At 38.5% G+C, this 15,564-nt stretch carries 10 protein-coding genes; 2 read left to right on the top strand and 8 right to left on the bottom strand.

Annotated elements, in window-relative coordinates; all coding sequences use genetic code 11:
• Positions 1-2: 2 nt before the first annotated feature.
• From ACXIUD_RS02480 to ACXIUD_RS02455, 6 genes are all read right to left on the bottom strand, one after another.
• Positions 3-3,992, bottom strand: a complete 3,990-nt coding sequence (locus tag ACXIUD_RS02480) for a PAS domain S-box protein (protein WP_458051029.1) — start codon at positions 3,990-3,992, stop codon at positions 3-5.
• A gap of 90 nt (positions 3,993-4,082) precedes the next feature.
• Positions 4,083-7,622: a chromosome segregation protein SMC gene (smc, locus tag ACXIUD_RS02475; RefSeq protein ID WP_458051028.1), complete on the bottom strand. Its 3,540-nt coding sequence runs from the start codon at positions 7,620-7,622 to the stop codon at positions 4,083-4,085.
• Positions 7,623-7,711: 89 nt separating this feature from the next.
• Positions 7,712-8,467, bottom strand: coding sequence for a hypothetical protein (locus tag ACXIUD_RS02470; RefSeq protein WP_458051027.1), 756 nt, complete (start codon positions 8,465-8,467; stop codon positions 7,712-7,714).
• A 17-nt stretch (positions 8,468-8,484) separates the two neighbouring features.
• Positions 8,485-8,994 (bottom strand): N-acetyltransferase family protein, encoded by a 510-nt coding sequence (locus ACXIUD_RS02465; protein ID WP_458051026.1) that lies wholly within the window; start codon positions 8,992-8,994, stop codon positions 8,485-8,487.
• Entirely contained in the window at positions 8,981-9,397 is a 417-nt protein-coding gene (locus tag ACXIUD_RS02460) for a nuclear transport factor 2 family protein (protein WP_458051025.1), read from the bottom strand. The genes ACXIUD_RS02465 and ACXIUD_RS02460 overlap by 14 nt, the downstream gene beginning before the upstream one ends.
• Positions 9,390-9,824, bottom strand: a complete 435-nt coding sequence (locus ACXIUD_RS02455) for a DUF6526 family protein (RefSeq protein ID WP_458051024.1) — start codon at positions 9,822-9,824, stop codon at positions 9,390-9,392. Before ACXIUD_RS02455 ends, ACXIUD_RS02460 begins: the two co-directional genes overlap by 8 nt.
• 172 nt (positions 9,825-9,996) lie before the next feature.
• On the opposite strand from ACXIUD_RS02455, the gene ACXIUD_RS02450 reads away from it, so the two are divergent.
• Positions 9,997-10,419 carry a hypothetical protein gene (locus ACXIUD_RS02450; protein WP_458051191.1) on the top strand — a complete coding sequence of 141 codons (423 nt, stop codon included), beginning with the start codon at positions 9,997-9,999 and terminating at the stop codon, positions 10,417-10,419.
• Positions 10,420-10,516: 97 nt separating this feature from the next.
• On the opposite strand, the gene aceK is transcribed toward ACXIUD_RS02450, so the two are convergent.
• A complete protein-coding gene (gene aceK, locus ACXIUD_RS02445) occupies positions 10,517-12,244 on the bottom strand; it encodes a bifunctional isocitrate dehydrogenase kinase/phosphatase (RefSeq protein WP_458051023.1) in 1,728 nt (575 codons plus the stop codon).
• On the bottom strand, positions 12,241-13,710 hold the full coding sequence (locus tag ACXIUD_RS02440; RefSeq protein WP_458051022.1) for a helix-turn-helix domain-containing protein: 1,470 nt from the start codon (positions 13,708-13,710) through the stop codon (positions 12,241-12,243). The genes aceK and ACXIUD_RS02440 overlap by 4 nt, the downstream gene beginning before the upstream one ends.
• Before the next feature lie 207 nt (positions 13,711-13,917).
• Between ACXIUD_RS02440 and aceB the strand changes: the two genes are divergently transcribed.
• Positions 13,918-15,522, top strand: coding sequence for a malate synthase A (gene aceB, locus ACXIUD_RS02435; protein ID WP_458051021.1), 1,605 nt, complete (start codon positions 13,918-13,920; stop codon positions 15,520-15,522).
• Positions 15,523-15,564: the final 42 nt, after the last annotated feature.

Here is a 15,564-nt window from a genome sequence, read left to right as displayed (position 1 = left end):
GCTTAAAAGTTGATAACTTGATCTATGTGTAGTAACAAAAGTTGAATATCTATTGGTTTTGTTAAATAAGCAAGAGCGCCAAGTGAAAGAAGCTGTTGAATTTGCGCATCGGTGGCATCTGCACTGACGATAATGACAGGGACTCCCATAGTTGCCATGTCGGATTTTAATTCTTTGATGACTTCCCTACCATGAATATCGGGAAGATTTAGGTCTAATAAAATCAATTGAGGTCTATATTCTTTTGCCAACTGTACCGCATGCTTACCATAAATGGTGGAAATGAGTTGAAGGGATGGCCTGGTTGATTGAAGGATAGTGTCTATCAATTCCAGATTAGCTGAGTTATCTTCTATGTATAAGACTGTTGCAGGTGGTGTTTCTTTCTTAAATTTTTCAACATCCTCAGGGTTGGAGATTAATTGTTGATGCATTTCTTGACATTTGACTTTCTCAAACTCTATGGTAAAAACGCTTCCACTTCCCAATTCACTCTCAATACCTATAGTACCATTCATGACTTCAGTAAGTTTTTTAACCACAGCAAGTCCTAGACCTGTACCTTCAATATCTACATTTCCTGTATTTGCCCGCTCAAAAGGATTAAAAATACGTTCAAAATCTTCTCTGGCGATTCCAAAGCCATTATCTTTTATACTTATCTTTATCCGTTCTTTTCCAAACTCATCTATGAGTTTTTGGCAACCTACCCAAACTTTTCCATTAGGATGGTTATATTTAATGGCATTATTGATTAAATTAAGTAAGATCTGTTTCAATCGCTGTTTATCTGCATAGATGTAAGAGTCAAATTCCCCGCATTCCATAAACTCAACATCTATTTGATTTTTCATGGCAAGTGGCGATACGGTATCCATCATTTCGACTAATACCGGACGGATCTGAACCGGCTCTAAAGAGAGAGAAATCTTGCCAGCATCTATTTTTGCAATGTCCAATATTTCATTGATTAGATCGAGTAGATGCCTGCCACTTTTTAGGATTTGTGAAATGCTTTTAGATTGTTTTTCGGACAGTTCTCCCATTTCCATCAGCTGAGCAAAACCTAATATGGAGTTCATGGGAGTTCTGAGCTCATGACTCATTCGTGATAGGAACTCACTTTTAGCTAAATTGGCATTTTCAGCTTCTTTCCTAGCTTCATCCAGTTCCTGCGTACGCTCAATTACTCGTTCTTCCAACAGCATGTTCAATTCGATCAGCCCTTTTTCTGCCTTTACGCGATCTGAGATATTTCTGATGAATGCAAGAACCCTATTGTTAGATAGTGGAACCATCCTGGATTCGTAAAACTCTGGTTTATCATTAAACTGCAAATCATATTCGTATGTGACTCGTCTTTGACTTTGAATGCATTTCTTTAAGGGTATAGCATGAATCAATCTTCCCTCTTCACCGAAAATTGTCAAAAGGTCAGAATTTATGATTTGATCTGCTGGAATCAAAAGATCTTCTTCACTATTTGCATAGTAGGATATAATCTTTTCATTATGGTCCAAAATGAAAATCAAGTCCGGATTAGCAGAGATAATTGCATTTAACCGATCATTTTGCTCCTTCAATTGCTCTTCTGCAATTTTTCTCTCGGTAATATTACTGTCAGAACCCCTGTACCCAATAATTTCTTTATTTTGACCCAATATTGGAGTGGCATTGGTAGAAACCCAAATAACCTCTCCGTCTTTTTTTTGAATTGGATTTTCAAAATCTTTGATAATCGAACCTGATTCCACTAACTGTAGTGCTAATTCTTTGAAGTCTTCTTGTAAATTTTCTGGATGTAAATCAAAAAAATGCTTTTTACCGGTCAGCTCCTCAGGTTCATAACCAAATACTGTTTTAGCAACTGGAGAAATGTAGGTATATAAGCCATTTAAATCCACTTCCCAGATTACAGTTTGGCTATATTCAGCAATCTGCCGAAACCGCTCCTCACTTAAAGCAAGATCATGTTCAGTTTTGAGTTTTTCAGTGATATCTTCTTTAATGGCTATGTAATGTGTTATTTTCCCCTTTTCATCTTTGATGGGACTAATAGTAGCTTTTTCTGTATAAATCTCTCCAGATTTCTTTCGGTTATATAGCAGTCCCTGCCATAAGTCACCTTGAGTGATATTGCTCCAAAGTTGTTCATGTTGATCATTAGGAGTCAAACCCGATTTTAGGATGCGAGGGTTTTTCCCTATTAGTTCTTCCGGTGAATAGCCAGTTACACTAAATGTGGACGTATTGGCGTATTCAATATTACCTTCCAAATTTGTTATGATAATACTTAAAGGGTTCTGCTCAACGGCCAAGGAAAGCTTTCTTAACTTCTCTTCAGAAGCTTTCTTTTCTGTGATATCATCCCAAACAACAAAAATCATCTCCTCACTTTCAATCGAAAGTTTAGAGATGAAAATGTTCACAATTAAAGAATCTCCATCTTTTCTTAAATGAATCCATTCAAAGGATTGCTCTTCTCCTTTATTGGTTAGATTCAGCAGTACTTGTTCTAAATCACTGGATCTATTTCCATTAGGTTGATATTCTGGAGAAATTTCAGCAGGAGTTTTTCCAATGACATAATCTTTTTCTGCCCCAAGCATTTGTAAGGTAGCCAAATTACATTCGATGAACTTCCCGTCTTTTATCAGCAATACTCCATTAGGCGAGTGGTCAAAAAGAAACCGGTATTTAAATTCACTCGTTGCTAACTCAATTTCAGCTTGTTTCCTATTGGTAATATCAATCCCCATGCATTGGATTTCATAAGGATTTCCAAACTCATCCAATAGACAAACAAATTCCCATAGCGTGGTGCGTGTACCCCCCGTATACTTAGGCTTATCCAATTCGACTTGGAAAATTTCTTGAGGATGTTTGATGCATTTTTCAACTGTATCAATCGTTCGCTGATGATGATATTCAGCAATAGATGTTAATGCATAATGCTTATCAAAAGGAATACCTTCGTAGATCCAACCAAAAGCATCTTCAAAGGTTTTATTCCAATAAATATGTCTTCCCTCTAAATTAGTTCGCAGGAAATAATTTGTTTGAGAGTTTAGAAGATTTTTAAGCCTCAGTTCGCTTTGCTGAAGCGCTTGAATACTTTTTTTCTTAATAAGTCTATGCCCAATATTCTTGGTAAGGGTATCAAGAAAAAAACGTTCATCTTCCTGAAAGGAGAAGTTTCGACTGATCTTAATAGTTAATTCTCCAATAAACACTGATGTGAATTTTTCTTGAATGAAAAAATTACAATCATGTTCTTTATCAGTATGGTATTTATTTCCTTCAAACTCTACAGTTACATGTATATTATCAGAGTTGGTAAATCCAGACGGTATTAGATTAATGATTTTTTCAAGATATCCGTCAATTGTAAGGGATGTTTCTTCGCCAATACTTGCCAATTTATTGAGACATTGAAGTCCAATTAATTGTTCATGTTTTACCAACTCTTTGCTTATTTTATCATGGAGGTTACGATAGGTACTATTAAGTATTTCAATTAATTTAAGGTTTTCATCGCTTGGAATAGTAGCTTCAAATGCGAGTCCAAGAAGCGTGATTCTATGGTTATCTATTTTTTTTATGATCACATGGGTCATCCCCATGCTTTGAAGCATTGCTACAAATAAACTTTTATCTTCTAGTTGGATTAACTGATCGAAAGTCAAGGTGTCTTTCTCTACATCAAACAGTAATGGTTCTGCCGGCCTATTGGTTAAAAATTTTTGGCTGTCAAATACTCTATCGGGAAACCAGCCTATCAAATGTTCACATATGTGTGCCTCAAGATCACAATCTAATATGCAAAAGGCCGCTAAGCCTAAATATTTGCAAACCTCAGGAATTGTCGATTCCCACCAATTATTAAAACCTTGATCTGGAGCTTTCTGGCTGTGCTCCATCCATACTTTTAATAATTTGTTTTCTAACTGTAAGCGCTTGTAGTCAGAATCCTTTGAAGATGTTAAGTTCATAAAAATAACTTTAAGATGAACATCTTATAATTTTTTTAATCTACTTAACTTTTATTACATTTCAAAGATTTCAGTAAATGAATTGTTAGTTTAAGTTAATTCTCTCAAATCAACAGGGACTACCCGAGATACGCCTGCTTCAATCATCGTGATGCCATAAATGATATCCGTACTCGCCATTGTCCGTTTATTGTGAGTAACGATGATGAATTGGGATTCTTTGGAGAAGTTTTGAATAATGTTATTGAACTTGTCAATATTGGCATCATCCAAAGGTGCATCGACCTCATCGAAAATACAGAATGGGGCAGGTTTTAAAAGGTAAATAGCAAATAATAAAGAAGTTGCAGTCAAAGTTTTTTCACCTCCTGATAATTGATTGATCGTCAGAGGACGTTTCCCTTTTGGCTTGGCAATAATCTCTATGCTGCTATCCAAAGGCCTATCGGGATCCACCAAAATCAAATCGCATTGATCTTCTTCTGTGAATAAGGATCTGAAGACTTTTATAAAGTTTTCTTTGATGGCTGCGAAGGCATTTAAAAAGGTTTCTTGGGCGACTTGCTCAATTTCTTCGATAGTCTCCACCAAGGATGCTTTTGCTACCAATAAATCATCCCGTTGTGCTGTGATAAATGTGTGCCGTTCCTTGATTTCGTCGTAAGCTTCCATGGCCATTGGGTTAATAGGGCCGATTTTTTCCAATCGCTCCCTGTTTTTGCTGACCAATTGGCGAAGATCACCTTCAGAAATCTCCAGAAAAGCCTCTGAAACCTCAGGATTTTCTTCCATAAGTTTTTCGAGATCAATTTCAAATTCCACCTCCAACCGTTCTTTCATGCTTGCCAATTTAAGCTTGACCTCATTCATGCTTTGCTCCAACTGGTGAATGAGTGAATCGAAGTTTTCTTTACTTTTTTGTAGCTCACGGATTTGCTTATCCACTAAGTCTATATCGCCTCTACATGCATAATAATCTTTTTCCGCTTCGACTACCCCTTGTTCTATGCTTTCTTTTTCAGCATATAATTCGATCAATTCATCATCTTTGACCTCATTGTTATCCAAAAGCCCTTTGATTTCGGAATCTATTTGACTCAACTCCATCTGTGACTTTTCTATACGCTCTTTACTGTATTCAAAAGCAGTTTGCTTAAACTCAATTTCCTGAGTTAAGCTGTTGACCTTATTGAGTTGCTGATGGTAGAGAATATTTTCTTGGTTGAAGTTGTTGGACTTTTCGGATAATCTTGCTGATTCTTCGGTTAATTGAATTTCCAACTCTTCTAATGTATAAGTCAACTCCTCCAAGGCCGCCTGTTCATCTACCAAATCAGGAGTAATCGTCGCCAAGCTGATTTCCAAGTTTTCGATTCTCTCCAAGATGTCTTCGCGCTTATTTGCATTGGAATTGAGCAATTCTGCTAACTGCTCCTTTTTGGTTCGGACGGAGATGTATTGTTGATTGATCTCGTTGATTTCTGTTTGGAGCGTTTCTATACTTACTCTGTAGGAAATCTCTTTGATCTTGATCATGTCACTTACCTTATCGTCGAGATTTGCACGTACAGAACTCAACTTTTTGTTAAGCTCCTTGATTTCTTTTTCAAGTTTTTCCAAATTCTTGACACGCCCGATACGTTTCCCCTCGAATAGTCCAACGGATCCGCCACTGATACTGAATTTGCGCTTGGTGTATTTTCCGCTTTCAGAAATGAATACGGCCTCTTGCCCTACAGGAAAATCCTTATGATCACCTTTGACGATATACACATCATCCAAAATAAAGGCGATCAGCTTCGCATATTTCTCATCATATTCGATGATTTCGGTGGCTGGAATCGCATTGGCAAAAAGCTTTGTTTGAGATGGATGAAAGTTTTTGAAATGCTCCAGCACAAAGAAATTGGCTTTTCCTTTGGCAGCATCACTGAGCAAGTTGACCGCTGCAATTGCCTGCTCCTCGGTGTCGACTACATAGTAATTCATGTAGGTTTCCAAGTAGTTTTCAACAGTCACTCGATACCGCTCATCTGTGGTTAATACATCAGAGAGTAGGGGAGTTTCCTTGGCCCAATTGGAGTTTTTCTTAAGGAATTTGATGGCTTCAGGGAAACCTTCTAGATTCTCAACCAAAGACTTGGTGAGGTTAAACTCATTTTGTTTGGCATCAAGCTTACGAGAAATCTGTGTGACTTCTTCCCGTATCATGTCCATCACCCGATTGCCTTCTTCAATCTTCTGAAGTTGTTCTTCTTCCTTTGACTTAAGGCCCTGAAGCTTCTCCAGGCCTGCATCCAATTGCTCTTTAAGGTATTGGATTTTATCTTCAAATTCCAATAAGCTACTTTCTTGGGTATTATCATCTACAGCTGTTTTTTCTAATTCCTGTTTGAGGGTTGATAGCTGTATTTGTTTGATTTCCTGTTCTTTGGAGAGCTGATACACGCGCTCTTTTTTGGTGCTATGCACTCTCGAACTTTCTCGTTGTTGCTCTTGGATTTGCTGCTGTATGCTTTTCTGCTCTTCGTAATTTTGCTTAAGTTCCTTGATGATAAGTGTTTTTTCAGCTAGCTGTTTTTCAGAAGATTCCCGCTCTTGCTCTAGAGAACGGATACTAAATCCTGCCCGATCGTTTGACTTACGGTCTGCATCGATTTGTTCCCGAAGTTTCTGTGCACGGTCTTCGAGGAATCGCAAGCGTTCATTTTTGATTTTCTTATCACTCTCAAACTGCCGGATTTTATTCACGTGCTCGTTGAGTGTTTTTTGTCTGCTGGAAAGTAGTTTTTCTTTAAGGATTAAATCAGCCTTCAATTGCTCCAACCTGGCCTCTAAAGACACAATTTGAGATTGAATACCCAATTTCCGGTCATTTTCCCCAACGATTTTTCCGTGGAGTTCGATCAACTGCTCTTGATATTTTTGTACCGATTTTTTTGCAAGATTAATGCTTGCTTCTTTGTATTCAGCCTTGATTTCGAAGTACTTAGCAGTTTGTTTAGCCTGTTTTTCTAAACTTTTGAGGTTTTTTTCGATTTCATACAAAATGTCTTCAACCCGGTCTAAGTCTGCATCGGTGTCTTCCAATTTTCGCAAGGTTTCTTTTTTGCGAGTTTTGAATTTAGAGATTCCCGCAGCTTCTTCAAAAAGATCTCTTCTGGAGTTATTTTTGTCATTCAACAACTCATCAATCATTTTTAATTCAATGATGGCATAACTGTTGGAATTGATACCGGTATCCATAAAGAGATTGGTGATATCCTTCAAGCGACATGCCACACCGTTCAGTAGATATTCGCTTTCACCACTTCGGTAATACCTTCTTGTGATGGTAACATGAGTGTATTCTGTAGGGAGAAGGTTTTTGGTGTTTTCAAAGGTCAGTGAAACCTCCGCCATATTGGTGGGCTTACGGTTTTTGGTACCATTGAAAATTACATTTTCCATCTTATCCGAACGAAGCATTCGGGTTTTTTGCTCCCCTAACACCCAGCGAATGGCATCTACCACATTGGATTTACCGCAACCATTTGGCCCAACCACACCAGTAATTCCCTTATCAAAATGGATGACCATGCGGTCTCCAAAACTTTTAAAACCTTTTATCTCAAGTTTGCTCAGTAGCATACAAAATTAGGACTAAGTAAGCATTTGGTTCGGTTAAACCGATTCAAGAAACACTAAAACAAGTCTTCTAAAGACTTGAAATTAATTTTTTACCAATCGAATCCAGGTCTTTTAAAAAGCTCTGCATCAGGAAATTGTTCTCGGATTTGTTTTTCCATAGTATGTAAAATATCCATGGCTTGCACTAATGCATCAGGCTTTTGGGGGAATAATCCAGACAAGTTTTCCCATGCTTCCAGAGAGTCTTTGATACAAACCAATAATAATTTTCCTACCCCATTATAGTGGCGCTCTTCTACAGGGTACTGATCCCAAAAGTCTGCTTCTTCCTTGGAGCTAAGCGCAGTATAGGTTTTGGCCGAAATCATGGTCATATACCATTGGATAACTTCCATACTTTCATCCCGAATGGCTTCTAACTCATTGATTTTCTTGGATTCTTGAAGCTGTATGTGCATGTGCAAAGAATCCCAAATTTCTTCATTTTTACCCCATGCTAAACAAAGATCCAAATACGATCCTGCCAATTCAGTCAATGGATTCATGTTGACCTTTAATTCATTCACCTGCATATCATGGTAGGCTTCTTCTTGTTCTTCTTCAGTGACCTCGTTTAGATCTATTCCTTGCTCCTCAGCCAATTCTTGAAGCATTTCAATGGAGTTTTCCAGATTCCCTTTAAGCTTATCCCAAAATGCATCCTCATTCATATCGGCATTTTCATCGGGCCATTCTTCTTGCTCTTGCTGATAGAGTGTACACCTATCCGAAAACGTGCAACGCTCACACCAGCGGTTGCAGTAATTAAAGATACCTGGAATATTGTTAGGGTTAGGTTTTTTCATGATTAAATAATTTCATCTTAGCAAACGAGTGGCAATTCCAAAACAAAGTCATCCATGACATAGCCATTTCCTATGTTGATCACTTCTTGGTCGATTTCTTTAAAACCAATATACTCATAAAATTTAATTGCCTGCAAATTGTACTTATTTACGTTTAGAACAAGAGATCGGTCACAGGCCATACAAGCCATTTTCTGTATGGATTGAATAAGTTTTTTACCAATTCCCCTTCCTTGTTGGCTAGGACGGATATATAATTTATGGATTTTTGTTAGTTGATTTTTAAGACCATGTTGAACTCCAGCAAAGCCAAGAGCTTCGCCTAATTCACTATCCCAAGCAAGTAAAAACACATGCCCTTCTTGTTCCAGTTGCCTTTGGAGCATTTCGGTGCTATACATCCAATCCAGCATGTACCGAATTTGTTCACTACTGAGAATTTCTCCAAATGTGATTGGCCAAGTTTCCTCCGCAATGGACTGGATTATAGAGATATCCGTAACAGTTGCTGACTTAATTTCTATCATAAATAAAGTACACTTCTGCAATCTTTTTATTGGCGATTTTGTAAATCGCAATAGCGCGCATAGGTGGTTGGTTTTTATCTATAGTGACTAATTCCTGATCGATTACGGTATTTCCCATGACCATTCGGTGAACTAGATGGCAGTGCAAATCAGGAGTCCGTACAAACATGCGTCCGTAGATTTCTGCCATGCGTTCCTTACCTATGTATTGTAATTGGTCGGGGAATTCAAAGACTTTTACATCATCCGCATAGGGGATAAGAAAAGCATCCAAGTCCCTGTTGTTGTAAGCATCCAATTGGGCCTGAGCCAATTGCTCAGCTAGTTTTTCTAAATCGTTTTGGGCTGATGCCATAGAAAAAGCCACCATGAATATACCTATGGATAGAATAATCTTATACACGTTTGGTGTCCTCCTTCCATTGTTTAATGTGTTTTTTGATTTCTTTGCTTCGAAGATCTTCTTTTACAGTTTTTTCAAGCAATGTAATGAGCTCCCCATTTCCCGCAAATCTCAGCGCCACAATCTGACTCATGCGTAATTTACGTTCGTATTCTTGGAAACTTTTTCCAGTCAATTCGAAATATTGTTGACGCATTTCCAACCGGATGATGCGGTCTTGGTTCTTTAAGGCATAGATTCTCGCTAGCAAGGGGAGTAGCAGAATAATGAAAGCACCCAACACATGGAATAGTGCATGAGATTGAGCATCGGTTCCCCAGACATCCACTAGGCCATGCACACTCCACCCAAGATAGAGTAGGGTTAATGGGGTCACAATGAAATGATGGAATGGGTAATATCGGGTGTGATTGGCATAATTCTGCATGCTATAATGAGTTATTTTGGTGAAGCTAACATAGCGGATGCCAAATTACATATGAAAACCGATATCCAAAACTTACTTTTATGAAAAGGATAGCGATTGAGGAATATTTGAAAGAATCTTGGTTTGACTTATCAGAATATTTACCTTCGTGACAGAATTAGCACCTATACAGATGGATTTTAAAAAACTTGACCAAGATTTAACTACGATCGTTGAGAAGAGAATAGAATTGAGCAAATTGTCCTATGCAGATGAAGCGTATGATGATATTGAAGAGGAATTACATGATTTGGAGGATGACTTCAATGATGATTATGGAGATGAATTGGAAGAAGCTTTAGATAAAATCTACGCGCAATTAAAATCTGATAATGAAGTTTTACTTCCTTCAGCTTATTTGGCTAATAGCTACGAGCCTATGAAGGCCGATGCGAAAGGTCAGGTGACTTATGAGGTGAAAGGTGCTCAAGGAGTCCCTTTGGAATCAGAACAATTTGACAAAATGGATGTGCGTTTAGTGCTAGTCCCAAATCCTACCCGCTTCGTTCTTCAAATCAATGGGAAGTCCATGAAGGATATTTGGGTAGCTAAGTGATAAATATACAGTAATATCATGTGAGGAATGCTTCTAGTAAGTTTTTTACCACGATAGTTCTTCTTCTATTCTGCAAGGGTAATTTAACAAATTTGAATTAAGCATCTTCATCAGGCCTGAATCGAATTTCTTTTGGATAGGGGAATGCGTGTAGCAGCTCCCCTTTTTTTATTTTTTCTTGAATTCCCTTCCAGTAATCAGGATTAAAAAGATTTTTATGATATTCCCAAAAATGCTGTTTCACATCCTCTCTGCCTATCATAAAACGCTTGAAGTCTTCGGGAAAAACATCGTTGGGAGCAATGGTGTACCATGGTGCAGCAGCATAAATTTGCTCGTAAGTTTCTGGCTTTGGTTTCCATCGAAAATTCATCTCCGTCAAAAACTCTATTTCATCATAATCATAAAATACCACGCGTTTTTGACGGGTGACGCCAAAGTTTTTGGTCATCATATCTCCAGGGAAAATATTGGCTTGCGCTAATTGTAAGATCGAATACCCATATTCTTCTACGGCAACTTTTGCTTCTTCGTAACTACAGTTTTCAAGGTAAATATTTAAAGGAATCATTCTTCGCTCTGTATACAAGTGCTTGATAATGATTTCTGTATCGGTTATCGTTAGCAGAGAGTTGACTGTTGCTCTTAGGGTTTTGAGGAGTGTTGGATCTACCCGATTAAGTGGAAAATGAAAATATTCAAATTCATGCGTATCTGCCATTCGTCCCACCCGGTCATGTACACTGACCAATTTATATTTTTCACGTACTTCTTGACGGGTCATAGTTTTGGGTGGCTCAAAATAGTCTTTGACCATCTTAAACACGATGTTGTAGGATGGGAGCGTGAATACTTCCATAACCATCCCCTTAATCCCCTCTGCTTCGACCAACATATCATTGCTACGCTCCAAATGGATCAGAAAATCTCGGTAAAACTCTGTTTTACCATGTTTATTGAATCCGATGGAATTGTAGAGTTCGTGAATTTTCTTTTGAGAAATAACAGAATTCAAGAAAGCCACTAACTGAGAGGGAATATTTGCCTCTACCATAAAATAAGAACGTGTAAACCCAAAAAGGGAAGACATGGTCAGCGGATCAAAAATCAAGGTGTCCACATAGATGCCTTTGGGTCCATTCAAAAATGGAATGATAAAAGGCATCCACTTACCACCAACCTTGGTTCTTCCGATCAAGTAAGCAGCTTTATTACGGTAAAATACATTTTTCCAAACCTGTGTGATGGTATCTTTGTTGGCTTGATATCGGGTGAGAATCACTTCTCGAACTGCTCTAACCAGCAATTGAATGTCACCTTCTTTGTCCATGTAGCGCACACCAAAATCAAAATCCTGGATGATGCTTCGGATGATTTTTTGTAGTCCCCATTCTGGTGGATAGGTGTAAAAGAGTTTTTCACTGGAATGGAAATCACAGGTATCGTAACCTTCAAAAACAAACATCAAATCTTTTTCAATGCCTTGCATGGGGTAGATTTTCCGGATCACCGAATTGAAAAAGGTTTCGGCAAGTTCTTTGTCTTTACGTTCGGTAATAATCCAGGAATAATAGGATTTAGTTTCTTTCCAAAAATCCCTTTCCAGCGCAACATCTTTGACAAAACCTTGCAATAGTAGTTTGGTCGCTTCCACTTGGTCTTTGTAAAGGCGTAGCCTACGTTTATGGTTTTGCTGCATGCTTAACCAATCCTTATCTACAAAGAACTGGCGTGCAAGTGCAGTCAGTTCGTTGAAGGTAGTGATGTAGGTGTGATAGCACTCGGCAATGCGCTCTGCTGCAAGTTTGATTTGATCTCGGTTCATTGAAATTGTTCTTTTACCCGGGCAAGTTTTCGTTCTTTCTCCAATTTGGATTGCATTTTCTGCAATTTGATAGGAGGGGAAACACGCACTTCACAATTTTCTACCGGACAAGTCTGACAGGTAGTTCCCACATGTTTGAGTTGTATATCGGGATCATTGTGGAATTTTGCTTTGCGCTTAAATGTACTGTTGACCTTCAGACCGAAGGAAATACTGATTTGTTCCTGACGCTTCAGCCCTGATTGGTAGGCCAAAGCAAAAACAAAGTAGGATTGTCCATCTGGGTAAAAAGAATATTGTGCCTTTCCAATTCTTGGTGCACGGCTTTTGGCAAAATCGTCGAATATCGTGGCAGAAACCCATCTTCTGCAATAATCCTCTTTCTGTTTGGAAGCATGGGGATGGTGAATACCAGAAAGATGCAACTCTTTATCCAAGGAAAAATTTCCAGTTGGCAGGTTTTTACTGATTCGAAGGAAAAAGAGTTCTTTCAAACCGAAGTGTTTTGGAAGTAGATTCGTTATTCTATATACAAGTGTTTCTGGGGTCACATTATATTTTTCAATCAAACTCAAGAGCAGTTCATGGTCCAACTCTGGGTGGCTAAAGAATTTTTCCAAGTCCTTGGTGAATTCCTTTTCATCCAATAGAATTGCACAGCTAAAATAGCTTGCTTGAAAGTGCTGTAACACTTCTTCGAAGGAATTGACCGTAATCCAAGAGGATGAGTAAGGTCGGTTTTTAAGATTAAGATATGCATACCCTAATTCCCTTCCCAAGGCAAAAATCTGTTGGTTTTCAGTCAGGTTGGGGTTCAATAGAAATTTAGGCGCTTTACCCGGAAGCAATAAGCTCCTTGTCTTGGCCAATCCTACTTCTTTTTCAAAATCATAGAAGACAACTTTATATCCGAATTCTTTTTCCAATATCTCAGTGAGCTGCTGAGTATTTGGATGAAGGGGTAAATTGAATTGGGATTTACAAGCCTTGACTTGCTGTTCGATCTCTGGGAAATAATTGTCATGCATTTCTTGATAGGCTCGTAAGGAAGAAAGGAAAAACTCTTCCAAACTCACATCATATGCCCGGCTAATGTCCATCATCGTAATGATAAATGCGTTTAGCTTGGTGGGGGTATCGGAAAGCAATTCGATCAGGGTACTAGGGTCAATCCCAAAGATGTCTAAAGGTAATTCCGACAAAATATTGGAGTGTAAGAGATCCGATATTGGCTTCATTTTGTCCTCCAATTGCAGGGAAACAAGGTAGTCGTACTCCACATCTAAGGCGGCTGCAAGTTTAAATACTTTGTCTGCTTTTGGATATTTTTTGGATTTTTCAATCTCATTTAGGTAAGAAATAGAAATCCCACTTTTGTCAGATAGATCTTGAAGGGACATATTCTTTTCTTTTCGTAACTGTTTGAGCTTGAGTCCAAATATGATACGTATATTTTCTTCTTTCATGGGTTTTAGTGGGTGATGTTAAATCGGGTTTTCCTATCAATAAATGAATATAGGTTGATTTCTTGAAATAACAGCTGTTTTAGCGTGTTTTTTCTTTTGACGAAAAAAGGTGAATAAAATAAAAAATAAAAAAAGCGAAATTTCGCTTTTATATTTAAATTCGTTTTTGTAGGTTTACATCATCGAAACATTTTAACCAAGATCAACATGACCATTGCAGTAACCGATAATTTAAAGCTAGAAGTATTGGGAGAAATACCTGCTAGTTGCGAGCACATCCTATCGCCGGAAGCCTTGGAGTTTTTAGCCTATTTAGAATTGAAGTTTCGGGAAAAACGCTACTCTATTTTGGTAAAGAGGCAGCGTATTCAAGAGCGGTTGGACAGGGGAGAGTTAAACCAGATTCTAGAGGAAATTCCATCTACGAATGGGGATTGGAAAATAGCCGCTGTGCCAGCCGATCTAGAGGATAGAAGGGTGGAAATAACAGGTCCGGTAGATCGAAAGATGGTAATCAATGCCTTGAATTCTGGTTCCAAGGTGTTTATGGCTGATTTTGAAGATGCATCATCTCCAACATGGATCAATATGATTGAAGGTCAGGCGAATTTGTATGATGCTGTCAGAAGTCAAATTGATTTTACTGCCGATAATGGAAAAACCTACCAATTGAACGAAGATCATGCAGTTTTGAAAGTAAGACCAAGAGGATGGCATTTGGAAGAGAAGCATTTACAAATCAATGGAGAGCCGCTGAGTGCGTCGTTGGTGGATTTTGGATTATTCTTTTTCCACAATGCGGAGGAATTGATTAATCGTGGTTCAGGTCCATACTTCTACCTTCCTAAGTTGGAAAGTCATTTGGAGGCACGGTTGTGGAATGAAGTGTTCGTTGCTGCTCAGGATTATTTGGGTATTCCTCAAAAAACTATCAAAAGTACCGTTTTAATTGAAACAATTTTCGGAGCCTTAGAGATGGATCAAATCCTTTTCGAATTGAAGGATCATATTGTAGCATTAAATGCCGGTAGATGGGATTACATTTTCAGTGTGATCAAAAAATTCAGGAATCACGAAGATTTTGTCTTACCGGATAGAAGTCAGATTACTATGGGAGTGCCTTTTATGAAGGCTTATGCCACCCTGTTGGTAGAAATCTGTCATAAGAGAGGTGCACATGCCATTGGTGGTATGTCAGCCTTTATTCCTGCCAAAGATGAATCTATAAATACCATTGCAAGAGAAAAAGTTAAGATAGATAAAGAAAGAGAAGCAGGTTTGGGTTACGACGGTACCTGGGTAGCACATCCGTTCTTGGTTGATATTGCTAAGGATGTGTTTACCCGGGCCTTCGATCCAGGACATTGCAATCAAAAAAACAAGCCTTTGATGGATTCTGGCTTGGAAAACAAGGATTTGTTGGATGTTCGGATTCCGGAAAGCAGCATCACCGAGGAAGGGGTGCGCACCAATATCAATGTAGGAATTCTTTACATAGAAAGTTGGCTAAATGGAGTAGGCGCAGCAGCCTTGTACAATTTGATGGAAGATGCAGCTACCGCCGAGATTAGTCGTGCCCAATTGTGGCAATGGATCCGCCACCGTGCAAAAATGAGTAATGGACAGCGCATCACTGATGAATTATATCAAGAATTGAAGCATCATGAGATCGAAAAGATCAAAGAGCTTCTAGGCGAACCAAGAGCCAGCTCCGAAAACCTCCAAAAAGCTGCTATGCTGATGGACAAACTAGTGCTCGGCAAGACCTTCATCGACTTTCTGACACTGCCGGCGTATCAGTTGCTCGAGTAAACAGATGGGAATGAAGAATGAAGAATGAAGAATTAGGAATGA

It is taken from the genome of Mongoliitalea sp., from assembly GCF_054166905.1.
This window is presented reverse-complemented; position numbering and strand designations above follow the sequence as displayed.

Coding starts and splice junctions, on each gene's coding strand:
- ACXIUD_RS02480 (WP_458051029.1), bottom strand. CDS start 3,992: ATGAACTTAACATCTTCAAAGGATTCTGACTACAAGCGCTTACAGTTA.
- smc (WP_458051028.1), bottom strand. CDS start 7,622: ATGCTACTGAGCAAACTTGAGATAAAAGGTTTTAAAAGTTTTGGAGAC.
- ACXIUD_RS02470 (WP_458051027.1), bottom strand. CDS start 8,467: ATGAAAAAACCTAACCCTAACAATATTCCAGGTATCTTTAATTACTGC.
- ACXIUD_RS02465 (WP_458051026.1), bottom strand. CDS start 8,994: ATGATAGAAATTAAGTCAGCAACTGTTACGGATATCTCTATAATCCAG.
- ACXIUD_RS02455 (WP_458051024.1), bottom strand. CDS start 9,824: ATGCAGAATTATGCCAATCACACCCGATATTACCCATTCCATCATTTC.
- ACXIUD_RS02450 (WP_458051191.1), top strand. CDS start 9,997: ATGGATTTTAAAAAACTTGACCAAGATTTAACTACGATCGTTGAGAAG.
- aceK (WP_458051023.1), bottom strand. CDS start 12,244: ATGAACCGAGATCAAATCAAACTTGCAGCAGAGCGCATTGCCGAGTGC.
- ACXIUD_RS02440 (WP_458051022.1), bottom strand. CDS start 13,710: ATGAAAGAAGAAAATATACGTATCATATTTGGACTCAAGCTCAAACAG.
- aceB (WP_458051021.1), top strand. CDS start 13,918: ATGACCATTGCAGTAACCGATAATTTAAAGCTAGAAGTATTGGGAGAA.